At 72.1% G+C, this 22,032-nt stretch carries 21 protein-coding genes; 6 read left to right on the top strand and 15 right to left on the bottom strand.

Features of this window, described 5'->3' with window-relative positions:
• Nucleotides 1–5 precede the first annotated feature (5 nt).
• The 5 genes from ACFPIH_RS37295 to ACFPIH_RS37275 all read right to left on the bottom strand — a co-directional run bounded on the left by ACFPIH_RS37295 (nt 6) and on the right by ACFPIH_RS37275 (nt 6,500).
• On the bottom strand, nt 6–1,247 hold the full coding sequence (locus ACFPIH_RS37295; protein ID WP_381169001.1) for a PP2C family protein-serine/threonine phosphatase: 1,242 nt from the start codon (nt 1,245–1,247) through the stop codon (nt 6–8).
• 65 nt (nt 1,248–1,312) lie between these two features.
• Entirely contained in the window at nt 1,313–3,748 is a 2,436-nt protein-coding gene (locus tag ACFPIH_RS37290) for a SpoIIE family protein phosphatase (protein ID WP_381168999.1), read from the bottom strand.
• A gap of 90 nt (nt 3,749–3,838) precedes the next feature.
• On the bottom strand, nt 3,839–5,065 hold the full coding sequence (gene rocD / locus ACFPIH_RS37285; protein WP_381168997.1) for an ornithine--oxo-acid transaminase: 1,227 nt from the start codon (nt 5,063–5,065) through the stop codon (nt 3,839–3,841).
• Nucleotides 5,062–5,883 carry a dimethylargininase gene (gene ddaH / locus ACFPIH_RS37280; RefSeq protein WP_381168995.1) on the bottom strand — a complete coding sequence of 274 codons (822 nt, stop codon included), beginning with the start codon at nt 5,881–5,883 and terminating at the stop codon, nt 5,062–5,064. Before ddaH ends, rocD begins: the two co-directional genes overlap by 4 nt.
• 125 nt (nt 5,884–6,008) lie before the next feature.
• The gene (locus ACFPIH_RS37275) at nt 6,009–6,500 is read right to left on the bottom strand and encodes an Lrp/AsnC family transcriptional regulator (RefSeq protein WP_381168993.1); all 492 of its coding nucleotides are present in this window, start codon (nt 6,498–6,500) and stop codon (nt 6,009–6,011) included.
• A 78-nt stretch (nt 6,501–6,578) separates the two neighbouring features.
• Here ACFPIH_RS37275 and ACFPIH_RS37270 point away from each other — a divergent pair, with 78 nt between their 5' ends.
• Genes ACFPIH_RS37270 through ACFPIH_RS37255 form a run of 4 tightly spaced genes read left to right on the top strand, consistent with a single transcriptional unit; the run spans nt 6,579 to nt 10,610 of the window.
• A complete protein-coding gene (locus ACFPIH_RS37270; protein WP_381168991.1) occupies nt 6,579–7,328 on the top strand; it encodes a LytR/AlgR family response regulator transcription factor in 750 nt (249 codons plus the stop codon).
• Between the two features lie 2 nt (nt 7,329–7,330).
• Nucleotides 7,331–7,690, top strand: a complete 360-nt coding sequence (locus ACFPIH_RS37265) for a hypothetical protein (protein ID WP_381168989.1) — start codon at nt 7,331–7,333, stop codon at nt 7,688–7,690.
• Nucleotides 7,687–9,423: a sodium/solute symporter gene (locus tag ACFPIH_RS37260; RefSeq protein WP_381168987.1), complete on the top strand. Its 1,737-nt coding sequence runs from the start codon at nt 7,687–7,689 to the stop codon at nt 9,421–9,423. The genes ACFPIH_RS37265 and ACFPIH_RS37260 overlap by 4 nt, the downstream gene beginning before the upstream one ends.
• On the top strand, nt 9,420–10,610 hold the full coding sequence (locus ACFPIH_RS37255; RefSeq protein WP_381168985.1) for a sensor histidine kinase: 1,191 nt from the start codon (nt 9,420–9,422) through the stop codon (nt 10,608–10,610). The genes ACFPIH_RS37260 and ACFPIH_RS37255 overlap by 4 nt, the downstream gene beginning before the upstream one ends.
• Before the next feature lie 9 nt (nt 10,611–10,619).
• Here ACFPIH_RS37255 and ACFPIH_RS37250 read toward each other — a convergent pair whose 3' ends face one another.
• The 5 genes from ACFPIH_RS37250 to ACFPIH_RS37230 all read right to left on the bottom strand — a co-directional run bounded on the left by ACFPIH_RS37250 (nt 10,620) and on the right by ACFPIH_RS37230 (nt 15,130).
• Nucleotides 10,620–10,790 carry a hypothetical protein gene (locus tag ACFPIH_RS37250; RefSeq protein ID WP_381168983.1) on the bottom strand — a complete coding sequence of 57 codons (171 nt, stop codon included), beginning with the start codon at nt 10,788–10,790 and terminating at the stop codon, nt 10,620–10,622.
• Between the two features lie 79 nt (nt 10,791–10,869).
• Complete coding sequence (locus ACFPIH_RS37245) at nt 10,870–11,820, bottom strand: cytochrome c oxidase assembly protein (RefSeq protein WP_381168981.1); 951 nt, start codon at nt 11,818–11,820, stop codon at nt 10,870–10,872.
• Between the two features lie 106 nt (nt 11,821–11,926).
• Nucleotides 11,927–12,952, bottom strand: coding sequence for a 6-phosphofructokinase (locus tag ACFPIH_RS37240; RefSeq protein ID WP_381168979.1), 1,026 nt, complete (start codon nt 12,950–12,952; stop codon nt 11,927–11,929).
• Between the two features lie 190 nt (nt 12,953–13,142).
• Nucleotides 13,143–13,871, bottom strand: coding sequence for a type 1 glutamine amidotransferase (locus ACFPIH_RS37235; protein ID WP_381168977.1), 729 nt, complete (start codon nt 13,869–13,871; stop codon nt 13,143–13,145).
• 20 nt (nt 13,872–13,891) lie between these two features.
• On the bottom strand, nt 13,892–15,130 hold the full coding sequence (locus ACFPIH_RS37230; protein WP_381168975.1) for a MurT ligase domain-containing protein: 1,239 nt from the start codon (nt 15,128–15,130) through the stop codon (nt 13,892–13,894).
• A 156-nt stretch (nt 15,131–15,286) separates the two neighbouring features.
• On the opposite strand from ACFPIH_RS37230, the gene def reads away from it, so the two are divergent.
• Entirely contained in the window at nt 15,287–15,841 is a 555-nt protein-coding gene (gene def / locus ACFPIH_RS37225) for a peptide deformylase (RefSeq protein ID WP_381168973.1), read from the top strand.
• 82 nt (nt 15,842–15,923) lie between these two features.
• Here the strand turns inward: def and ACFPIH_RS37220 are convergent, their stop codons facing one another.
• A complete protein-coding gene (locus ACFPIH_RS37220) occupies nt 15,924–16,568 on the bottom strand; it encodes a TetR/AcrR family transcriptional regulator (protein WP_381168971.1) in 645 nt (214 codons plus the stop codon).
• A 177-nt stretch (nt 16,569–16,745) separates the two neighbouring features.
• On the opposite strand from ACFPIH_RS37220, the gene ACFPIH_RS37215 reads away from it, so the two are divergent.
• The gene (locus ACFPIH_RS37215; RefSeq protein WP_381168969.1) at nt 16,746–17,972 is read left to right on the top strand and encodes an acyl-CoA dehydrogenase family protein; all 1,227 of its coding nucleotides are present in this window, start codon (nt 16,746–16,748) and stop codon (nt 17,970–17,972) included.
• A 19-nt stretch (nt 17,973–17,991) separates the two neighbouring features.
• On the opposite strand, the gene ACFPIH_RS37210 is transcribed toward ACFPIH_RS37215, so the two are convergent.
• The 4 genes from ACFPIH_RS37210 to ACFPIH_RS37195 all read right to left on the bottom strand — a co-directional run bounded on the left by ACFPIH_RS37210 (nt 17,992) and on the right by ACFPIH_RS37195 (nt 21,713).
• Nucleotides 17,992–18,228, bottom strand: coding sequence for a DUF6213 family protein (locus ACFPIH_RS37210; RefSeq protein WP_062646401.1), 237 nt, complete (start codon nt 18,226–18,228; stop codon nt 17,992–17,994).
• A gap of 25 nt (nt 18,229–18,253) precedes the next feature.
• Complete coding sequence (locus tag ACFPIH_RS37205) at nt 18,254–19,639, bottom strand: NADP-dependent succinic semialdehyde dehydrogenase (RefSeq protein WP_381168966.1); 1,386 nt, start codon at nt 19,637–19,639, stop codon at nt 18,254–18,256.
• A gap of 71 nt (nt 19,640–19,710) precedes the next feature.
• Nucleotides 19,711–20,175 (bottom strand): NUDIX hydrolase, encoded by a 465-nt coding sequence (locus ACFPIH_RS37200; protein ID WP_381168964.1) that lies wholly within the window; start codon nt 20,173–20,175, stop codon nt 19,711–19,713.
• Entirely contained in the window at nt 20,172–21,713 is a 1,542-nt protein-coding gene (locus ACFPIH_RS37195; protein ID WP_381168962.1) for an ATP-dependent DNA ligase, read from the bottom strand. Before ACFPIH_RS37195 ends, ACFPIH_RS37200 begins: the two co-directional genes overlap by 4 nt.
• Nucleotides 21,714–22,032 lie beyond the last annotated feature (319 nt).

The raw sequence follows: 22,032 nt of genomic DNA, 5'->3' as shown, positions 1-22,032 counted from the left end.
CGCGGTCACAGCCTTACGACCACCAGGGCGGTGTCGTCGGTCGCACCGCCGTGCGGCAGCAGCTCCAGCAGGACCGAGTCGGCGAGGAATTCCGGGTCCGCTTCCCGGTGCCGGGCGAGGGCCTCGGCGAGGCGGTGCACGCCCCGGTCGATGTCCTCCCCGCGCCGCTCCACCAGACCGTCGGTGTACAGGGCGAGGGTGGCGCCGTCCGCGTAGCCGGTGCACGCCTGGGGCCGGGGGACCGGGTCGGGACGGGCGTCGAGCGGCGGATCCGTGGCCCGGTCGAGGAACTCCACCCGCCCGTCGGCGTGCACCAGGACGGGCGGCGGATGGCCGGCGCTGCTGTAGGTGATGGTGTGACGGTCGAAGTCGATGAACGTGGTGACCGCGGTCGCCGACTCGGCGCCGTCCACGACATGCGCGTACCGCCCGAGGACGTCCAGCGCCTCGGCCGGGCCCGCGGCCACCCGGGAGGTCGCGCTCAGCGCGCTGCGCAGCTGGCCCATCACCCCGGCGGCCTCCAGTCCGTGCCCCACCACGTCGCCCACCGACACGCCCATGCGGTGGCCGCCGACGAGGTCCACCAGGTCGTACCAGTCCCCGCAGACGTTCAGCGCGCCGACCGCCGGGCGGTAGCGGACGGCCACTCCGTGGTGGCCCACCTGGCGGCGCGCGGGCAGCATCGCCTTTTGCAGGGCCAGGGCCACCTCGCGCTCGCGCGCGTGGGCGAGCCGCAGCCGTTCGTTGAGGTCCTGGAGCTCGCGGGCGCGGGTGTACAGCTCGGCCTCCAGCACCCGGGACCGGCCGCCCAGACGTCCCGTGGCCCGTCCGCCGCGGGCCCGGATCAGCTCGGTGACCTCCTCGACGCGGTGCACGAGGAGCACCACCGAACCGTCCGGGCCGAACACCGGCGCGTTGACCGGGCTCCAGTAGCGCTCCTCCCACACACCGGGCTCGTCGGGGTTCTCGACGTCGTAGCGCTGCAGGGCCATCGCGTCCCGCTCGCCGGTGGCCAGCACCCGGCGCAGCGAGGCCTCCAGATTGCGCACGCCGCTCGCGCCGGGGTCGTTGGGGTTGTCCGGGAAGACCTCGAAGAGGTGCCGGCCGATCATCTGCTCGCGGCTGCGGCCCGCCACCCGCAGGAACTCGTCGTTGGCGTCCGCGTAGATCAGCTCGGGAGTCAGCAGCGCGACCATGCCGGGCAGGGCCAGGAACACCTCCGCGTAGTCGATCACCGTGTCGTACATGGCTCGCGCCCCATCCGCCGGTATCGCCCAAGTTTCTCACGAATGTGCCATGGGGCGGCTGGGTGTCACACTCCGGGGCCGGTGACGAGGGTCTGCTCGGCCCAGATGATCTTTCCCTCGGGGAGGAAGCGGGTGCCCCAGCGCTGGGTGACCTGCGAGACCAGCAGCAGCCCGCGGCCCCCCTCGTCGGTGGCGCGGGGATGGCGCAGATGCGGTGCCGTGGTGCCGCCGTCGATGACCTCGCAGACCAGGGTGCGCTCGCGGATCAGCCGCAGCCGGATGGGCCCGGTGGCATACCGGATCGCGTTGGTGACCAGCTCGCTGACCACCAGCTCCGTGGTGAACGACAGCTCCGCCAGCCCCCACTCGGCCAGCCGGCGGCTCGCGGTCTTGCGGGCCTCGGCGACCGCCGCCGGGTCGGCGGGCAGCTCCCAGTCGGCGACCCGGTCCGCCGGCAGCCGACGGGTCCGGGCCAGCAACAACGCCACATCGTCGTCCGGCCGATCCGGTACCAGCGCGTCGATCACCCGCCGACAACGCACCTCCAGACTGTCCCCCCGCAACCCCAAGGCCCACCGCAACCGCTCCCGGTCCGCCCCCGGCGTCCCGCCCGGGCCCAGCCCCTCGGCCTCGCCCCTGCCCAGAAGGCCGTCCGTGTGGAGTGCCAGGGTGCTGCCCTCGGGCAGGGTCAGCTCGGACGCCTCGAACGGCGGGCCGCCCGCGCCGAGCGGGGGCCCCTGCGGCAGCTCCACGAAGGTGACGCTCCCGTCCGGCAGCACCACCGCCGGCGCGGGATGCCCGGCGGCGGCCATCGCACACCGGCCGTCCACGGGGTCGTACACGGCATACACGCACCCCGCCCCCTGCGCCTGCGTGCCCGCCTCCAGGCCCTCCTCGCGGGCCATCACGGCCACCAGGTCGTCGAGGTGGGCGAGCACCTCCTCGGGAGGCAGGTCCAGGGCGGCAAGGGTGCGGACGGCGGTCCGCACCCGGCCCATCGCCGCGGCGGCGTCGATGCCGTGGCCCGGCACCTCGCCCACGACCAGTGCCACCCGGGCCCCCGACAGGGGGATGAGGTCGTACCAGTCGCCGCCGAGACCGGTCAGCTCGTCGGCCGGGCGGTAGCAGACGGCCACCTCGACGGCGTCCTGCTCGGGCAGCCGCCGGGGGAGCAGATTGCGCTGGAGCACGAGCGCCGCGTCCCGCTCACGGGTGTAGCGGCGGGCGTTGTCCACGCAGACGGCCGCCCGCGACACCAGATCCTCGGCGAGCGCCAGGTCCTCGGTGTCGAACGGCTCCTGCGGGTGCTGCCGCAGAAACGTGGTCACCCCCAGCGTGGCCCCCCGCGCCCGCACCGGCACGACCAGCACACTGACCGCCTCCCGGGCGTCGGGCAGCACCCGCACCCACGCCCCGGCGGCCCCCGGTTCCAGCCGCTCGGCCAGCCAGGGGCGCCCGGTGAGCAGACAGCCCAGGGGAGGCGACCCGGCCGGGTACGTCATCGCGTCGGCGCCGCCGCCGACGGTCTCCTGACCGTCCGGGCCGTGCACCCGCAGCCCGGCCCGCCGCAGCGGTACGGAGTCGTAAGGGCCCGGCCCCGGCTCCGCGCCCCGCAGCACCGGCTCCAGCAGATCGACGGCGACCGCGTCCGCGAACCCCGGTACGGCGATGTCGGCCAGCTCCTGGGCGGTGCGGGCGATGTCCAGGGTGCGGCCGATGCGCCGGCCCGCCCGGTCCAGCAACGCGAGCCGTCGGCGGGCCCGGTGGCGGTCGGTGATGTCGACGACCGTGTAGTAGACGCCCATCGGATGTCCGCGGTCGTCGTCGAGGCGGGTGAAGGACAGCATGTGCGCCGTCTCGCGGTGCGGCGCGGACCGCAGATGGCCCAGATGCTCGTAGCCGACCACGGTCTCGCCGCTCTCCAGCACCCGCCGCATCTGCGCCTCGGCGGCCTCCGCGTCCAGACCGGGCTGCACGTCCGCGAGCCGCAGCCCCAGCCGCTGCTCGGGCCGGCCGCCGCCGAACCTGGCGAGGGCGTCGTTGGACCACACGAAACGCAGGTCGGTGTCGACGATCGCGATGCCTATGGGGGACTCGCCCACCATCTGCTCCAGCACCGAGCGGCTCATGGTCCAGCCCGGGGCGTCGCCCATCTCGTTCAGCAGCACCAGCCAGCGGGCCGGGCCGCCGGGCTCCTCGGCGGAGGTGACCCGCGCCATCACCGGCACCGGCCGGCCGTCCCCGCGGCGGGCCGACAGCAGCCCCGCCCAGCCGCCCTCCCGGCGGCACCGTTCCAGTACGTCCGGCACCCGCCAGGCGTCCCCGTGGGTGAGCAGCCCGGCCAGGTCCCGGCCCACCGCCTCGGCCGCCGGGTACCCCAGCAGACGCTCGGCGTCCCTGGTCCAGCCGGTCACCACGCCCCGGCCGTCGAGCAGCAGGGGCGCGGCGTCCGCCACGTCGAAGCGCCGGCGGGCAACGTCGTCCTCGTCGTGATGGCCCACGGTCGACCTCTCTGTCGCTGAGAGTGGTCTACCACCTCCTGACTCAATCTTCACCCTGCCTGCACGAGCGTGACCGAGCCACCCGAATGCTCAGGCGCCGCGCGCCAGCACCTCCTCCAAGGTGCCCAGCGCCGAGCGCAGTTCCTCCGCGGTGATCGTCAGGGGCGGCGCCAGCCGAATCGTCGACCCGTGGGTGTCCTTGACCAGGACGCCCTCCCGCATCAGCCGCTCGCTGACCTCGCGCCCCGTGCCGATCGCCGGGTCGACGTCCACGCCCGCCCACAGCCCCCGCGCGCGGAAGCCCACGACACCCTTGCCGACCAGCCCGGTCAGCCCGTCCCGCAGCACACCGCCCAGCTCGGCCGCGCGCCGCTGGAACTCGCCGGTCTCCAGCAGCTCCACCACCGCTGTGCCGACCGCCGCCGCGAGCGGGTTGCCGCCGAAGGTCGACCCGTGCTCGCCCGGCCGCAGCACCGACAGCACCTCGCGCCGCGCCACCACCGCCGACACCGGCACGATCCCGCCGCCGAGGGCCTTGCCCAGCAGCACCACGTCCGGGACGACGCCCTCGTGCTCCACGGCCAGCGTCCGCCCGGTCCGCCCGAGCCCCGACTGGATCTCGTCCGCGATGAACAGGCAGTTCGTACGGCGGGTCAGCTCCCGCACCCCGGCCAGATAGCCGTCGTCCGGGATGACCACGCCCGCCTCGCCCTGGATCGGCTCGATCAGCACCGCGGCCGTGGTCTCGTCGACCGCCGCCTCCAGCGCCGCCAGGTCGTTGTACGGCACGATCCGGAAGCCCGGCGTGAACGGACCGAAGCCCGCCCTGGCCGTCTCGTCCGTGGAGAAGCTCACGATCGTCGTCGTCCGGCCGTGGAAGTTGTCCGCCGCGACCACGATCGTCGCCCGGTCGGCGGGGACGCCCTTCACCTCGTACGCCCACTTGCGGGCCACCTTGATCCCGCTCTCCACCGCCTCCGCGCCGGTGTTCATCGGCAGCACCATGTCCTGGCCGGTCAGTTCGGCGAGCCGCTCGGCGAACCCGGCGAGCCGGTCGTTGTGGAAGGCGCGGGAGGTGAGCGTGAGCCGGTCCAGCTGACGGTGCGCCGCCTCGATCAGCAGCGGGTGCCGGTGGCCGAAGTTGAGGGCCGAGTAGCCGGCCAGCATGTCGAGGTAGCGGCGCCCCTCGACGTCCTGCACCCAGGCACCCTCGGCGGACGCGACGACCACGGGCAGCGGGTGGTAGTTGTGCGCGAGGACGGGCTCCTCCGCGCGGATCAGATCGGCGGAGGTACGCGTGCGTGCGGGCGCGGTCATGGGCGGATCTCCTGGGTGCAGCACTTGATGCCGCCGCCGGCCTTGTGGAACTCCGACAGGTCGACGGGGACGGGAAGGTAGCCGTGCTCGGAGAGCCGGGCGGCGAGCGCCTCGGCCTGCGGCGCGATGAAGACATGACGGCCGTCGGACACGGAGTTCAGCCCGAACGCCAGGGCGTCCTGGCGGGTCGCCGGGACCGCGTCCGGGAACAGCCGCGCCAGGACCTCGCGGCTGCCGGGCGAGAACGCCTCCGGGTAGTAGGCGATGTTCGACTCGTGCTCGTCGTCCAGCACGAACAGGGCCGTGTCCAGATGGTAGAAGTGCGGGTCCACCAGGGTCAGGCTGATCACCGGGTGGCCGAAGTACTCCTGCGCCTCGCGGTGCGCCTCCCGGGTGGTGCGGAACCCGGTGCCGGCCAGCAGGTACCGGCCGGTCCACACCAGGTCGCCCTCGCCCTCGCAGACGGACTCGGGCCGGTGCACCTGGTAGCCGGCGGCCTTGAACCAGGTGTCGTAGTGCACGGACTCACCGCGCCGCTGCGGCGCGTGGAACAGCGAGCCGAGGACACGGCCCTCGACCACGACCGCCGAGTTCGCGGCGAAGACCATGTCGGGCAGACCGGGGGCCGGCTCCACCGTGTCCACGGTGTGGCCGTGGGCCCGGTAGGCGCTGATCAGCGCCTGCCACTGCCCCTGGGCGAGATCGACGTCGACGGGGGTGTCGGGATGCATCCAGGGGTTGATCGCGTACTGCACGGCGAAGTGTCTGGGTTCACAGACGAGAAAGCGCCGGGGGCGCCGCACACGGCTTTCAGACACAGAGGGGTTCCTCCGCTTCCAACGGTGCCGACTGAGGGTTGACATCAACGGTAAGAAATGGGAAGGGCGCACGACAAGGAACAAGAGCTGCGTGTCCACGCAGGAATGCTGCGTCTTCGGCCTGCTCAGCGCACGTCTGGTGCGGGCTGCGTCGCGCCCGCCTCCGGGGCGTCCGGCAGCAGATGGGACAGCACCATCACGCTGATCGTCTTCCGGATGAACGGCTCCACCCGGATCCGCTCCAGCACCTCCTCGAAGTGCTCCACGTCCCGCGCCCGCACATGCAGCAGCGCGTCCGCCCCGCCCGTCACCGTCATCGCCGCGATGATCTCCGGATGGTTGCGCATCACCTCCGCCAGCCGCCTGGGGGGCGCGGCGCCCTCGCAGTACACCTCCACGTACGCCTCCGTGCGCCAGCCCAGCGCCGCCGGCTTCACCGTCGCCGTGAACCCCGTGATCACACCCGTCTCCCGCAACCGGTCCACCCGGCGCTTGACCGCCGTCGCGGAGAGACCGATCGCCGTGCCGATCTCGGCGAAGCTCGTCCGGGCGTTCGCCATCAGAGCGGTGACGATCTTCCGGTCGAGCTCGTCGAAGGGAGCAGGCGTGCTGTTCATGGGGGCACTGTATCCAGCGACCACGTCCACACCCCGGTACATGTCCAGGCGTGCGGTTCGCCCCTACACTCCACGTTCATGCTGCGCGCCCTCGCCGTCGACGACGAACGCCCCTCGCTGGAGGAACTGCTGTACCTCCTCAACGCCGATCCCCGGATCGGCAGCGTGGAGGGCGCCGGCGACGCGACCGAGGCGCTGCGCCGGCTCAACCGCGCCCTGGAGTCGGGGCCGCACGGCCCCGAGGCCATCGACGTGGTCTTCCTCGACATCCAGATGCCCGGCCTCGACGGCCTCGATCTGGCCCGGCTGCTCACCGGCTTCGCCCGCCCGCCGCTGGTCGTGTTCGTCACCGCCCACGAGGACTTCGCCGTCCAGGCCTTCGACCTCAAGGCCGTCGACTACGTCCTCAAACCGGTCCGCAAGGAACGCCTCGCCGAGGCCGTCCGCCGCGCCACCGAACTGCGCGGCACCGCGCCCCGCATCCCGGTGCACGAGCCCGACCCCGACCACATACCCGTCGAACTCGGCGGTGTGACCCGCTTCGTCGCCGTCGACGACATCACCCACGTCGAGGCCCGGGGCGACTACGCCCGACTGCACACCGACCGCGGCAGCCACCTGGTCCGCATCCCCCTGTCCACCCTGGAGGAGCGCTGGCGCGCCCGCGGCTTCGTCCGTATCCACCGCCGCCATCTCGTCGCCCTGCGCCACATAGGCGAACTCCGCCTGGACGCCGGCACGGTGAGCGTCCTGGTCGGCGACGAGGAACTCCAGGTCAGCCGCCGCCACGCCCGCGAACTGCGGGACCTGCTGATGAGGAGGACGTGAGCGTGCCCCAGGATCCCGCCGAGCGCCGTGTCGTCGTCACCGGCCCGCCGCGCCGCACCCGACGCGCCTCCGGCTACTACCGCCCGCGCACCGAGATCGACGAGCAGACCACCCTCGGCCACACCTACGTCCGCTCCCTGATGCGCTCCCAACTCCGTGCCGCCCTCACGGTGTTCGCCGTCCTCGCCCTGCTCGTCGGCCCGCTGCCCCTGCTGTTCGCGGCGATGCCCGACGCCCACCGGCTGCAGTGGGCGGTCCTCGGCTTCGGCCTCTACCTCCCGCTCGTCCTGCTCGCCCGCTGGTACGTCCGCCGCGCCGAACGCAACGAACGGGACTTCGTGCGGCTGGTAGAAGACCGGTGAACTCGACCTACGCCGTTCCCGCCGTCGCGCTCGTGGTCGTCGCGACCGTCCTGGTCGGCGCCTTCGGACTGCGCATCTCCCGCACCACCTCCGACTTCTACGTCGCCTCCCGCACCGTCGGCCCCCGCCTCAACGCCGCCGCCATCAGCGGCGAGTACCTCTCCGCCGCCTCCTTCCTCGGCATCGCCGGACTCGTCCTGGTCCAGGGCCCGGACATGCTCTGGTACCCGGTCGGCTACACCGCCGGATACCTGGTCCTGCTCCTGTTCGTCGCCGCCCCGCTGCGCCGCTCCGGCGCCTACACCCTCCCCGACTTCGCCGAGGCCCGCCTCGCCTCCCCGGCCGTACGACGCCTCGCGGGCACCTTCGTGGTCGGCGTCGGCTGGCTCTATCTGCTGCCCCAACTCCAGGGCGCCGGACTGACGTTGACCGTCCTCACCGGCGCCCCGGACTCGCTCGGCGGGCTGATCGTGGCGCTGGTCGTCACCGCGACCGTCGCCGCGGGCGGCATGCGCAGCATCACCTTCGTGCAGGCCTTCCAGTACTGGCTCAAGCTCACCGCGCTCCTCGTCCCGGCCCTCTTCCTGGTCCTCGCCTGGCAGGGCGACGGAGCCCCCCGGCAGGCCTTCACGGAGCCGCCCGCCTTCCGCGAGCAGCGCACCGTGCGCGTCGCCGAGACCCTCGACCTCAAGCTGGACCGCCCGCTGACCGTCACCGTCAGGGGCACGGTCGACGGCCGCCCGCAGAACGGCACCGTGCTCCGCCTCCCCGCCGGTACCCATCGCATCGCCGAGGGCACCCGCCTCACCTTCGCCAAGGGCGCCACCGTCCCCACCGCCGACCGGGGCAGCAACGGCGGCATGTCCACCTCGCTGGCGTCCGGCCGCGAGGAACGCCCGCTGTACGCCACGTACGGTCTGATCCTCGCCACCTTCCTCGGCACCATGGGCCTGCCGCACGTCGTCGTCCGCTTCTACACCAGCCCGCACGGCGTCGCCGCCCGCCGCACCACGGTCGCCGTCCTCGCCCTCATCGGCGCCTTCTACCTGCTGCCGCCCGTCTACGGCGCCCTCGGCCGCCTCTACACCCCCGAACTCGCCCTCACCGGCTCCGCCGACGCCGCCGTCCTCCTGCTGCCCGACCGGATGATCGGCGGCCTCGGCGGCGACCTGCTCGGCGCGCTGGTCGCCGGGGGCGCGTTCGCGGCGTTCCTGTCCACGGCGTCCGGGCTGACGATGGCCATCGCGGGCGTCCTCACCCAGGACGTGCTGCCGACCCGTGGCGTACGGCACTTCCGCCTCGGCACCCTGCTCGCGATGGCCGTACCGCTGGCGGCGAGCCTGCTGGTGGGCGGACTGCCGGTCGCCGACGCGGTGGGCCTCGCCTTCGCGGTGTCGGCGTCCTCCTTCTGCCCGCTGCTCGTCCTCGGTATCTGGTGGCGCCGGCTGACCCCGCCCGGCGCGGTGGCCGGGATGCTGGTCGGCGGCGGCTCGGCGTTCCTCGCGGTCGCCGCGACCATGGCCGGCCTGCCCGTCACCGGCGGCGGTCTGCACGCCCTCCTCGCCTGGCCGGCGCTGTGGTCCGTACCGCTGGGCTTTCTGACCATGATCCTGGTCTCCCTGGCCACCCCGGGCCGCATCCCGGCCGGCACCGCCGCCATCCTGGCCCGCTTCCACCTGCCCGAGGAACTGCACACGGAGGAACAGCTCAGGGCGGCGGAGGCACGGACATGAGCGACTTCCTCGCGGGACTGTGCATGGCGATCCTGCCCTGCCTCGCCGCCGGCTTCTGGCTCGGCCGCCGCACCGCCCGCCCCGAGAACCTCGGCGGCCTCGGCACCCCCGTCGAGCACGCCACCTTCCAGACCCTGCACACCGCCTCCCTGGCCACACCCCCGCTGCGGGCGGGGCTCACCGAGGAGACGGCCCGCAAGTCGGCCCGCCGGCTGCGCACGCTGCTCGGCACGGACGCCCTGTGCCTGACCGACCAGAAGGGGGTCCTGGCCTGGGACGGAGTGGGCGCCCACCACCGCGCCGAGATCATGGAACGGCTGGCGGGCCCGCTGGAGACCGGCCGGGGCGAGGCCTTCCGGCTGACCTGCGACCACCCCGACTGTCCCGTCCGCTGGGCGGTCCTCGCCCTCCTCACCGTCGACGACCGGGTGCACGGCGCCCTGGTCGCCTGCGCGCCCCGCGAGTCGGCCGTCCTGGTCCGGGCGGCGGGGGAGGTGGCCCGCTGGGTGAGCGTCCAGCTCGAGCTGGCGGACCTCGACCAGTCCCGTACGAAACTCATCGAGGCGGAGATCAAGGCCTTGCGCGCCCAGATCTCCCCGCACTTCATCTTCAACTCGCTCGCCGTGATCGCGTCCTTCGTCCGCACCGACCCCGAACGCGCCCGCGAGCTGCTCCTGGAGTTCGCCGACTTCACCCGCTACTCGTTCCGCAGGCACGGCGACTTCACCACCCTCGCCGACGAGCTGCACGCCATCGACCACTACCTGGCCCTGGTCCGCGCCCGCTTCGGCGACCGTCTCGCCGTCACCCTCCAGATCGCCCCCGAGGTCCTCCCGGTCGCCCTGCCCTTCCTCTGCCTCCAGCCCCTCGTGGAGAACGCCGTGAAGCACGGTCTGGAAGGAAAGGCGGACAAATGCCATATACGGATCACGGCCCAGGACGCGGGCGCCGAGGCCCTCGTCGTCATCGAGGACGACGGCGCCGGCATGGACCCGGTCCTGCTGCGCCGCGTCCTGGCCGGCGAGGTCAGCCCGTCCGGCGGCATCGGCCTGTCCAATGTCGACGACCGGCTCCGCCAGGTGTACGGCGACGACCACGGCCTGGTCATCGAGACCGCCGTGGGCGCGGGTATGAAGATCACCGCCCGGCTGCCGAAGTACCAGCCGGGCGTCCACTGGTCGGCGTGACCCCTCCGGCTACGAAGCCTTCAGCACGATCATCGCGAGCGTGATCAGCCCGAGCACGACCCAGCCGAACCACAGCCAGCCGTTGCTGCCGAGGGCCACCGTGTAGGCGGTCACCACGACCAGCCCGCCGACGGTGAGCACCCCCATGGTCTTCGTGGAACCGTCCGTGGAACCGGCCATCGCGACACCCTCCTAGGGCCGCCCTCCGCTGGGCGGGTCCACGTCCATGGTGCCCTGCCTTCGCCGATGGCGCGCCGGTTCAGCGCCCGCGAGCGTTCAGCGACGCGAGATAGGCGTTGTAAGCCTCCAGCTCCTTGTCGCCGTCCCGGTCGGCCGCCCGGTCCGTGCGCTTCGCCTGCCGCTGCTCGGAGCCGTACCACTGGAACAGCAGCGCGATCAGCACCAGCACCGACGGGACCTCGCTGAACGCCCACGCGATCCCACCGGCCGCGGTCTGGTCGGACAGCGCGTCGATGCCCAGCGAGGCGGGCGGGTTCTCGAACGTCTTCACCATCGGCTGGGACGCCATCATCAGCGCGATACCGAAGAACGCGTGGAACGGCATCCCCGCGAACAGCTCCAGCATCCGCAGCAGATAACCGGGCCGCCGCGGCCCCGGGTCCACCCCGATGATCGGCCAGAAGAACACGACGCCCACGGCGAGGAAGTGCACCATCATCGCGATGTGCCCGACCTTCGACTCCATCAGGAAGTCGAACAGAGGCGTGAAGTACAGCGCGTACAGCGAGGCGATGAACAGCGGGATCGTGAACGCGGGATGCGTGATGATCCGCATGTACCGGCTGTGCAGCAGCATCAGCAGCAGCTCACGCGGCCCCTTGCGACCCCCGCCGGTGGCCGGCAGCGCCCGCAGGGCCAGCGTCATCGGCGCGCCCAGCAGAATCAGAATCGGCGACAGCATGCTGATCACCATGTGCTGCACCATGTGCACGCTGAACATGACCATCCCGTAGTCGTTCAGCCCCGTGCACATCACCAGCAGCACGGTCAGCACACCGATGACGTACGACACCGTCCGCCCGACCGGCCACGCGTCCCCGCGCCGCCGCAGCCGCACGACCCCCCAGCCGTACAGCCCGAGCCCCACCAGACAGGCGACGAGAAAGAACGGATCCGCCGACCACACGAGCCCCCGCCCCAGCGTGAACGGCGGCAGATCCATCGTCACGCCGTGCCCGCTGTGATCCATGGTGGGCGACTCCTGATTCGTGGGGGGATGTGCGTTTCCTGCCGCCCACCAGAGTAGAGAAGCCCCCGGCGACTCCGGTCACCGGGGGCTTCTCGAGTGCGCGCTCCTACAGGACCGTCTCCGCCTCCGCGTACCGCTCGGCGGGCACGGTCTTCAGGGTCTCCACGGCCTCGGCCAGCGAGACCATCACGATGTCCGTCCCGCGCAGGGCCGTCATCTTCCCGAAGTCACCCCGGTGCGCCGCCTCCACCGCGTGCCACCCGAACCGGGTCGCGAGCACCCGGTCGTAGGCGGTCGGCGTACCACCGCGCTGCACATGCCCGAGAATGACCGGCCGCGCTTCCTTCCCCAGCCGGGCCTCCAGCTCGACGGACAGCTGCCGGGCGATCCCGGCGAACCGCTCGTGCCCGTAGATGTCCTTCGCGCCCTCGGCGAAGTCCATCGTGCCGGCCGCCGGCTTGGCCCCCTCCGCCGCGACGACGATCGCGAACCGCTTCCCGGCCTCGAACCGCGCACCCACCCGCCGGGCCAGCTCCTCGATGTCGAAGGGCCTCTCCGGTACGACGATGGCGTGGGCGCCGGCCGCCATGCCGGACTGCAGCGCTATCCAGCCGGTGTGCCGCCCCATGACCTCGACGACCAGCACCCGCTGGTGGGACTCGGCGGTGGTCTTCAGCCGGTCCAGCGCCTCCGTGGCCACCCCTACGGCCGTGTCGAAGCCGAAGGTGACGTCGGTGACGGCGATGTCGTTGTCGATGGTCTTCGGGACGCCGACGACGGGCAGCCCGGCGTCGGACATCAGCCGGGCCGCCTTGAGGGTGCCCTCACCGCCGATCGGGATGATCGCGTCGAGACCGAGCTCCTCGACATGGCCCCTGGCCCGCTCCACGCCGTCCCGCAGCTGCGAGGGCTGGACCCGGGAGGAGCCGAGGATGGTGCCGCCGCGGGCCAGGATGCCCGCCACCGCGTCGAGATCGAGCTTGAGGTAGTCGCACTCCAGAAGGCCCCGCCAGCCGTCCCGGAAGCCGATGACCTCGTCGCCGTGGTCCGCGACGGCACGGTGCACGACGGACCGGATGACGGCGTTCAGGCCGGGGCAGTCGCCGCCGGACGTGAGGACACCAATACGCATAGCCCGAAACAACCTTCTCCGAGTGGGCCGGGTCCGGACCGCACTGTCCGGCTCGATCCCCGCCACCCTAGCGGCAGGAGGGGGCGGGGCCGAAGGACACGTCCGCCTGCTGGACGCGCCTGCTCACCTGTGCGGACGCGCCGCCAGACGGGCTGTTGACGGCACTCTGAAGATCAGGTGAACAGACAGGTCAGGCAGGCTGCTGGGCGGCGGTGATCCGCTCGTTGCGCAGCGCCTCGTACCAGCGGTCGTCGCTCGGCGGGAGCGCGTTCACATCGAGCGCCAGCTTCAGCAGCAGATCCGCGATCAGGGGGTTCCTGGCCAGCACCGGCCCGTGCATGTAGGTACCGAACACGGTGTCGTTGTACGCCCCCTCCGTGCCGTCGCCCGTGCCGTTGCCCTTGCCGATCTGGACCCGGGCGAAGGGGCGGGCGGTCGGGCCGAGGCGGGTGACGCCCTGGTGGTTCTCGAAGCCGGTGAGCGGCGGCAGCCCGAGCCGGGGGTCGATGTCCGCGAGGACGTCGCCGACGCACCGCTCGCCCTCGCCGCGCACCGTGGTGACGTCGAGCAGCCCGAGACCGGGCTCGCGCTGGCCGAGGTCGTTGACGAACTCGTGGCCCAGGATCTGGTAGCCGGCGCAGACCGCGAACACGATCGCGCCGTTGTTCACCGCCTGGTACAGGTGCGCGTCCCGGCGCAGCCGCTCGGCCGCGAGCCGCTGCGGCCGGTCCTCCCCGCCGCCGATGAAGTAGATGTCGCCGGAGGTCGGGATCGGCTGGTCGCTGCGCACGTCGAGACGGGCCACGTCGAGACCGCGCTGGCGCGCCCGGCGCTCCACGACCAGGACGTTGCCCTGGTCGCCGTAGGTGCTGAGCAGGTCCGGGTAGACCCAGACGATCCGCAGCTGGTTGTCGCTCATGAAGTGGTCGTCCTTTGCGGTCAGTTGCCGACGCGGCGGCGCAGGTCCTGGAACGCCGTGTAGTTCGCGATGACCTCGACCCGGCCGGGCGGGCACAGCTGCACGGCCTGGTCGACGCTCTCGCACACCTGGAAGTGCTGGTTCGCCACTTCGAGGCGCACCGCGAGGTCCAGCTTGCGGTCGCCGATGACGAAGATCGGGTGCCCGGCCAGCTGGGTGTAGTCGACGTCCCACAGCCAGGAGGTGTCGGTGCCGTCGGCACCGCGCGCGTTCACCGAGAGGATCACCGGGGCGGGCGGCGGATCGATCAGGCTGAACGTCTCGAGCCAGCCCGCCGGGTTCTTCGCGAGCAGCAGCCGCAGATCACGACCCTGGAACTGAACGACGTCGTAGCGACCGGCGACGGCCTGCACCTGGTACATGCGCTCCAGCGCGACCTGCGGCGGCACGCCGAACACGGCGGCGACGGCGGCGGACGACGCGGCGTTCGCCTTGTTGGCCCGCCCGGGCAGCTGGAGATGGATCGGCCACGCGGACCCGTGCGGGTCGATGACATGGTCCCCGGACAGCGCCCAGCTCGGCTGCGGCCGGCGGAACCCGCACTCGCCGCAGTACCAGTCGTCGCCCGGCCGCTGCATGACGCCGCCGCAGGACGGGCACGACCAGGCGTCGTCCTTCCACATCTGTCCGGCGGCGACCCAGATCACGTTGGGGGAGGAGGAGGCGGCCCACACCACCAGCGGATCGTCCGCGTTGGCCACGACGACGGCCTTGGAACCGGCCAGCCCCTCGCGCCAGTTCTCGGCGAGCATCCGGGTCTCGGCGGCGCGGTCCAGCTGGTCGCGGGAGAGGTTGAGCAGGGCGATGCACTTGGGGTCGGTGTCCCGGGCCACGCCCGCGAGGTACTTCTCGTCGACCTCGATGACCCCGAACTTGGCGTCCGAGCCGCCGGCGAGCGCCGAGGTGATGCCGGCCGGCATGTTGGCGCCGAGCGCGTTGGACACCACGGGCCCGGCGGCCCGCAGCGCCTCGGCGATCAGCCGCGTCGTGGTCGTCTTGCCGTTCGTCGCCGACACGAGAATGACGTCCAGGTTCTGGGCGAGCCTGGCGAGAAGGTCGGGATCGAGTTTGAGTGCCACCCGGCCACCGATCACCGAACCGCTGCCGCGTCCGGCCGCACGCGATGCCGCAGCGACCGCCTTGCCCGCGGTCACGGCGATCTTGGCCCGCGGCGTGAGCGGGTCCGAGTTGCCTGCCATCAGTTCTCGATCCTCCTTGCGTACGCGCCGCGCCTCTGCCGTACGGCAACGTGGTAGGGGGTCAGCCTATCGAGATCCATTCGCACTCCCGAATCGCGGCACCGCCTTACGCGGGCACGGCATGCGCGTGTCAGAAAGGACCGTACCCTTGCCGCCATGCGACAAGGCTCCATCCCGGGCGCTCACGGGCGCGTCCGGCCCCTCACCCTGCTCGGCGACCCGGTTCTCGGCGCCCCCTGCCGGGAGGTCACGGACTTCGGCCCCGAACTCGCCCGCCTCGTCGAGGACATGTTCGCCACGATGTACGCCGCCCAGGGCGTGGGCCTCGCCGCCAACCAGGTGGGCGAGCCCCTGCGCGTCTTCGTCTACGACTGCCCCGACGACGAGGAGGTCCGCCACGTGGGCCATCTCGTGAACCCCCGCCTGGTGGAGGCCGACGGCATCGTCCTGCGCGGCCCCGAGGGCTGCCTGTCCCTCCCGGGCCTGGAGGCGGGAACCGAACGCTACGACCACGCGGTGGTCGAGGGCTTCACGGCAACCGGCGACCGCGTACGAGTCCACGGCACGGGATTCTTTGCCAGATGCTTGCAACACGAGACCGATCACTTGGAGGGCATGGTGTACGCGGACCGGGTACGCGGCTGGCGCAAACGCCGGCTCACACACCAGGTACGCCGAGCCTCTTGGCACCGGGTGAGCGGTGATCTTTAGGGGCGCGGGGCTGTATCAAATTTGCGGCTCCGCCGCGTGGGCGCGACCAGCCACAGCGGACCCGCAGCCATCCAGACGACCGTCAAAACCCCGGACCTCCGATCTTGTCCCCCGCAGCCGCGAGGCGACCCCACAACAGGTCGGCAAGGCTGCGCACCAACTCGGCCCGAGTACAGGGCCGTTCCCCCAGCCACCAGTCCCCGGCCGCGTGCATCATGCCCACGATCCCGTGCCCCCAGACCCGCGCGAGCTGCTGACTCCCCGGCCCGAGATCCAGCCGCTCCTCGATCACCTGGGCCAACTCCTCGCCCATGCGCCGAAGCAGCGGAGCGGAGTGCTTGCCGACGTCGAACCCCTGGTCCGTACCCTGCCCGCCATCGGACGGATGCATCAGAAACCGGTACACCTGAGGCCGGGCCTCGATCGCGGCCAGGTAGGTGTCCAACGTCGCCTCGACCCGCTCCCGCCGCTCGGCAGGCGCGTCGAGCGCGGCCCGTAGGGAGTCCAGCAACGCGTCCGTGTGCCGCTTGGCAAGGGCGGCGTAAAGTCCGCCCTTGTCACCGAAGTGCCGGTAGAGAATCGGCTTAGTGATGCCCGCCTCCGCCGCGATGGCGTTCATGGAAGCCTGGGGGCCGTCGCGGAGCACCACCCGGTCCGCGGCCTCCAGCAGTTCGCGCCTTCGGCGGTCGGCGGACCGCTGTTGCTCGGTCCGCTGCGTGGTGTCCATGTGCTCTCCCCACCCGTGGTGATTCGGTGACGCCTGCGCAAACTAACACCTGACGGCAGCTTGACATCGAACAGGCTGGAGGGCCCCGGGGCCGTCATCAGGAGTTGACTTTCTCTACTGATCAGTAACAGACTCGGGTTACCGCTAGTAACACGCACGCCCGCCGCTGGAGGGGACATGGCCGAGTTCACCATGGAGCTCAACGACGAACAGAAGGAGGTCCGGGACTGGCTGCACGGTTTCGCTGCCGACGTCATCCGCCCTGCGGCCGCCGAATGGGACGAGCGTGAGGAGACTCCCTGGCCGGTCATCCAGGAGGCCGCGAAGGTCGGCATCTACTCCCTCGATTTCTATGCGCAGCAGTACTTCGACCCCACCGGCCTCGGCATCCCGATGGCCATGGAGGAGCTGTTCTGGGGCGACGCGGGCATCGCCCTGTCGATCGTAGGCACCGGTCTGGCCGCCGTGGGCGTTCTCGCCAACGGTACCGAGGAGCAGATCGGCACCTGGATCCCCCAGATGTACGGCGACGCGAGCGATGTCAAGGTGGCCGCCTTCTGCTCCTCCGAGCCCGACGCCGGCTCCGACGTCGCCTCCCTGCGCACGCGTGCCGTGTACGACGAGGCCAAGGACGAGTGGGTGATCAACGGCACGAAGACCTGGGCGACCAACGGCGGCATCGCCAACGTCCATGTCGTCGTCGCCGTGGTCGACCCCGAGCTGGGCTCCAAGGGCCACGCCTCCTTCATCGTCCCGGCGGGCACGCCCGGTCTCGCCCAGGGCCAGAAGTTCAAGAAGCACGGCATCCGCGCCTCGCACACGGCCGAGGTCGTCCTCGACAACGTCCGCGTGCCCGGCTCCTGCCTGCTCGGCGGCAAGGAGAAGCTGGACGAGCGTCTGGCCCGGGCCCGCGAGCGGGCGAAGGCGGGCGGCGAGCGGGTGAAGAACGCGGCGATGGCGACGTTCGAGGCCTCGCGGCCGGCGGTCGGCGCGATGGCCGTCGGCACGGCCCGCGCCGCGTACGAGGTCGCCCTCGACTACGCCAAGACCCGTGAGCAGTTCGGGCGGCCGATCATCGACAACCAGGGTGTCGCCTTCCAGCTCGCCGACATGCGCACCCAGATCGACGCGGCCCGGCTGCTCGTCTGGCGCGCCTCCTGGATGGCGGTCAGCGGGAAGCCGTTCACCGCCGCCGAGGGCTCGATGTCGAAGCTGTACGCGAGCGAGACGGCGAAGAAGGTCACCGGGCAGGCGATCCAGATCCTGGGCGGCAACGGCTACACGCGGGAGTACCCGGTCGAGCGGATGCACCGCGACGCGGCGATCTACACCATTTTCGAAGGGACGAGTGAGATCCAGCGGCTGGTGATCGCCAGGACGCTCTCGGGGATGCCGATTCGGTAGGCGGGACGGCTCCCCTCGGTCAAGGCGTCCCCCCGCTGCTGTGGGCGATGCACGCCACGTCGATGCGGTCGGCCAGCTTGGCCAGTTCGATGGTCAGGGCGGCCACCGTGTCCTCGTCGAGTCCGTCCGCGCCCGCCTCGACGAGATGCAGCCACCGACCGCCCAACGTGCGGAGCAGCTTGCTCACATCGGCGGCAGCCACCTGCAAGGTCCCGCGGTCATCGACGATCAGAGGCAGAGTCACTTCGCGGTTCACACCCGGGATCGTAGCCGCGCGGCACTCACGCACCGTGCCAAACCGTGGTGATGTTGCAGAACTCGCGGATTCCGTGCCCGGACAGCTCACGCCCGTACCCGGACCGCTTCACCCCGCCGAACGGAAGCGCCGGATGCGAGGCCGTCATCCCGTTCACGAACACCCCGCCGGCCTCCAGATCCCGTACGAAACGGTCCTCTTCGGCCTGGTCACGCGTCCACACGTTCGAACTCAGGCCGAAGGGGGAGTCGTTCGCGATGAGCACCGCCTCGTCCAGGTCGGCCGCCCGGTACAGCGTCGCGACCGGCCCGAACGCCTCCTCGCGGTGGATGCGCATCTCCCGGGTGAGACCGGCGAGGACGGTCGGCGGGTAGTACCAGCCGGGCCCGTCCGGACGTTCGCCACCGCACAGCACCCGCGCCCCGCTGCGCGTCGCGTCGTCCACCAGCTCCTCCAGGTCGGCCCGCCCCTGCTCGCTCGCCAGCGGGCCCACCTCCGTCTCCTCCTCCAGCGGGTCGCCGACCCTCAGGGCCTTCATCCCTTCGGTGAACCGCTCGGCGAACGCGTCGTACACGTCCGAGTGGACGATGAACCGCTTCGCGGCGATGCACGACTGGCCGTTGTTCTGCACCCGGGCGGTCACGGCGACCCGCGCGGCCCGGTCGAGGTCCGCCGACGGCATGACCACGAACGGATCGCTGCCGCCCAGCTCCAGGACCGTCTTCTTGACCATCCGGCCCGCGGTGGAGGCGACGGCCCGGCCGGCCGGCTCGCTGCCCGTCAGGGTGGCCGCCTTGACCCGCTCGTCGCGCAGGATCTCGTCCACCGCCCCCGACCCGATCAGCAGGGTCTGGAAACAGCCCTCGGTGAAGCCCGCGCGATGGAACAAATCCTCCAGGTAGAGGGCGGTCTGCGGCACGTTCGAGGCGTGCTTCAGCAGGCCCACGTTGCCCGCCATCAGCGCGGGCGCGGCGAACCGGATCACCTGCCAGAGCGGGAAGTTCCACGGCATCACCGCCAGCACCGGGCCCAGCGGCCGGTAGCGGACCCGGACGCGCGAGGCACCCGAGTCCGTCACGTCGGCCGCGGCCGGCTCCTCGTCGGCGAGCAGCTCCTCCGCGTGCTCGGCGTACCAGCGCATCGCCTTGGCGCACTTCGCGGCCTCCGCGCGGGCCTGGACGACCGGCTTGCCCATCTCGGTCGTCATCACCCGGGCGATGTCGTCCCGGTCCTCGTCCAGCAGGTTCGCGGCCTGGAGCATGAGGCGCCCTCGGTCGACGACGTGTGCCGTGCGGTACGTACGGAACGTGGCCTCCGCCAGCTGGAGCCGGCGTTCCAGCTCCTCCTCGCCCATGGCCTCGTACGTCTTGAGCGTCTCGCCGTTCGCCGGGTTCACCGTCGCGATGGGCATGACCGACCTCCTGAAGAGCTTCCTGTGCTTCGACCTTCCCGCGCCGCGCCGGACACCGCAACGCGTACGCGTCAGGCCGAGTGCTCCGTCAGGCGATCGAGAAACGCGGCCTGTGCCGGGACGATCAGCTCGCGGGCGCGGTCGAGGCCGTACCACGCCACCCGGTCCAGTTCAGGGAACTCCTGCCGCTGCCCGGACCGGGGCGGCCACTCCATCGTGAACGTGCCGGGCTCGACCGCCGCCGGATCGAGATCCGCCTCGACCGCCCATACGGTGACGATCTTGCCGTTCGTCTGCCGGACCTCCCCCAGCGGGATCGCCTCGCCGTCGGGCGGGGCCAGTCCCAACTCCTCGCGGAACTCGCGGCGGGCGGCTTCCCAGGCGGGTTCGTCGGGCTCGTACTCGCCCTTGGGGACGCTCCACGCGCCGGCGTCCTTCTTCGCGAAGTACGGGCCGCCCATGTGACCGAGGAGCACCTCCGTGCCGTCGGCGGTGCGTCGGAACAGCAGCAGGCCCGCGCTGCGCTTCTGGGTCACGGGTGCACCTCCGGGTGGGCGGCCAGCAGGGTCTCCACGGTGTCGGCCTCCTCCGGCCGCTTGTCCTCCCGGTACCGGACCACGCGGGCGAAGCGCAAGGTGACGCCGGCCGGGTAGCGGGTGGAGCGCTGCAGACCGTCGTAGGCGATCTCGACGACGAGCTCGGGGCGTACGGTCACCACCCCGCCGTCGTCCTTCACGGCGAGCCCCTGGAGACGCTCCGTCTGCCAGCCGAGCATCGCGTCGGTCATGCCCTTGAAGGTCTTGCCGAGCATGGCGAAGCCGCCGTCGGCCGTACGGGCGCCCAGATGCAGGTTGGAGAGCCTGCCGGTGCGGCGGCCATGGCCCCACTCGACGGCCAGGACGACCAGGTCGAGGGTGTGGACCGGCTTGACCTTCAGCCAGGACGCGCCGCGCCGGCCCGCGCTGTAGGGCGCGTCGAGCGACTTGACCACGACCCCCTCGTGGCCCCGGCGCAGGGTCTCCCGCAGGAACTCCTCCGCCGCCTCGGCGTCCTGCGCGCCGGTGACGACCGTCCTGCGCACCCGCATCCGCTCCGGCACCAGCCGCGCCAGTTCCGTATGCCGCTCGGCGAACGGCAGGTCGAGGAGGTCGCGGCCGTCCACGGACAGTACGTCGAAGAAGACGGGGGAGACCGGCACCGCCTCGGCGGCCGTCGTCACGTCCAGGCGGGAACCGACCCGGCCGGCCGTCTCCTGGAACGATCGGGGGCGGCCGGCGGCGTCGAGGGCGATCACCTCGCCGTCCAGGATGAACCGACGTCCACTCAACCGCTGTGCGACGGACGTCACTTCGGGCAGCCGGTCGGTGATGTCGTCGAGGGTGCGGGTGTAGAGGCGGATCTCGTCGCCGTCGCGGTGCACCTGGACGCGGATGCCGTCCAGCTTCTCCTCCACCGCGCAGGCGGTGTCGAGCTTGCCGACCGCCTCGGTGACCGAGGACGCGGTGTGGGCGAGCATGGGCACAACCGGGCGGCCGACGGTCAGCCGGAAGCCCTCCAGAGCCTCAGGGCCCTCCGCCAGCAGCGCCCGCGCGACCGTCTGGAGCGAGCCCGCGAGCATCACCGCCCGCCGGACGGCCGCGGACGGCGCCCCGGTCGCCTGCGCCAGGCCCTCCACGGCGATCGCGTCCAGCGCGCCCTGGCGGACCTCGCCGCTGATCAGCCCGAGCAGGAACCGCTGTTCGTCCGCCGTGGCCGCGCCCATCAACTCGCCCACCAGGCGGGTCCGTTCGGCCTGCGAACCGGCACCCGAGACCGTGCCGAGGACGGTGAGCAGCGCGTCCACCTCGCGCACGGTCAGCGTCGGCTCGGCAGCCGGGTCCGCCGGACGGCTCAGCGCCTTCCAGCCGACGCCCAGCCGGCCCTGCGGGAGCCGTCCGGCCAGGTACGGGATGACGATCGGTACGTCGTCCGCGTCCGTCTCCCGGAACAGTTCGGCGAGCAGCGCGATCTTGCGGGAGCGGGCCGAGGTGGCCGCGACCTCCCGGGACACGTCGGCGAGCCGGGACAGCAGCATGCAGCCATGGTGCAACGCCGGGGCGCGGTCTACACCCGCACGACCGCGACTGGCTGAGCGGCAGCTCGGCCCGGGGCCCCCTTTTTTTGCCCACCCGCCCGCCCGACTCGGTTGGCTGGGTGGTGGGCCGCCTGGCCGACTCGGCTGCCCGGGCCATGCGGTCCAGCCGGAGCGGCAGAACCGGCCGGGGGCTCCGCCCCGGCCCTCTTTGCCCACCCGCCCGCCCGACTCGGTTGGCTGGGTGGTGGGCCGCCCCGGCCCCCGGGCCGCCCCGGCCCCCGGGCCGCCCCGGCCACCGGGCCGCCCGCTCACCCGGGCC

This window comes from Streptomyces vulcanius (assembly GCF_042653945.1).
Taxonomy (GTDB): domain Bacteria; phylum Actinomycetota; class Actinomycetes; order Streptomycetales; family Streptomycetaceae; genus Streptomyces; species Streptomyces mangrovi.
The sequence above is the reverse complement of the archived record's forward strand: the minus strand, read 5'-3'. Positions and strand labels throughout refer to the sequence as shown.

Excerpts from the sequence above, each read along its gene's own strand:
- ACFPIH_RS37270 (WP_381168991.1), top strand. The coding sequence starts at position 6,579 with ATGCTGCGCGCCCTCGCCGTCGACGACGAACGCCCCTCGCTGGAGGAA.
- ACFPIH_RS37245 (WP_381168981.1), bottom strand. The coding sequence starts at position 11,820 with ATGGATCACAGCGGGCACGGCGTGACGATGGATCTGCCGCCGTTCACG.
- ACFPIH_RS37230 (WP_381168975.1), bottom strand. The coding sequence starts at position 15,130 with ATGGCAGGCAACTCGGACCCGCTCACGCCGCGGGCCAAGATCGCCGTG.
- ACFPIH_RS37275 (WP_381168993.1), bottom strand. The coding sequence starts at position 6,500 with ATGAACAGCACGCCTGCTCCCTTCGACGAGCTCGACCGGAAGATCGTC.
- ACFPIH_RS37195 (WP_381168962.1), bottom strand. The coding sequence starts at position 21,713 with ATGCTGCTGTCCCGGCTCGCCGACGTGTCCCGGGAGGTCGCGGCCACC.
- ACFPIH_RS37240 (WP_381168979.1), bottom strand. The coding sequence starts at position 12,952 with ATGCGTATTGGTGTCCTCACGTCCGGCGGCGACTGCCCCGGCCTGAAC.
- ACFPIH_RS37215 (WP_381168969.1), top strand. The coding sequence starts at position 16,746 with ATGGCCGAGTTCACCATGGAGCTCAACGACGAACAGAAGGAGGTCCGG.
- ACFPIH_RS37220 (WP_381168971.1), bottom strand. The coding sequence starts at position 16,568 with ATGGACACCACGCAGCGGACCGAGCAACAGCGGTCCGCCGACCGCCGA.
- ACFPIH_RS37295 (WP_381169001.1), bottom strand. The coding sequence starts at position 1,247 with ATGTACGACACGGTGATCGACTACGCGGAGGTGTTCCTGGCCCTGCCC.
- ACFPIH_RS37235 (WP_381168977.1), bottom strand. The coding sequence starts at position 13,871 with ATGAGCGACAACCAGCTGCGGATCGTCTGGGTCTACCCGGACCTGCTC.
- def (WP_381168973.1), top strand. The coding sequence starts at position 15,287 with ATGCGACAAGGCTCCATCCCGGGCGCTCACGGGCGCGTCCGGCCCCTC.
- rocD (WP_381168997.1), bottom strand. The coding sequence starts at position 5,065 with ATGACCGCGCCCGCACGCACGCGTACCTCCGCCGATCTGATCCGCGCG.
- ACFPIH_RS37250 (WP_381168983.1), bottom strand. The coding sequence starts at position 10,790 with ATGGCCGGTTCCACGGACGGTTCCACGAAGACCATGGGGGTGCTCACC.
- ACFPIH_RS37205 (WP_381168966.1), bottom strand. The coding sequence starts at position 19,639 with ATGCCCATCGCGACGGTGAACCCGGCGAACGGCGAGACGCTCAAGACG.
- ACFPIH_RS37255 (WP_381168985.1), top strand. The coding sequence starts at position 9,420 with ATGAGCGACTTCCTCGCGGGACTGTGCATGGCGATCCTGCCCTGCCTC.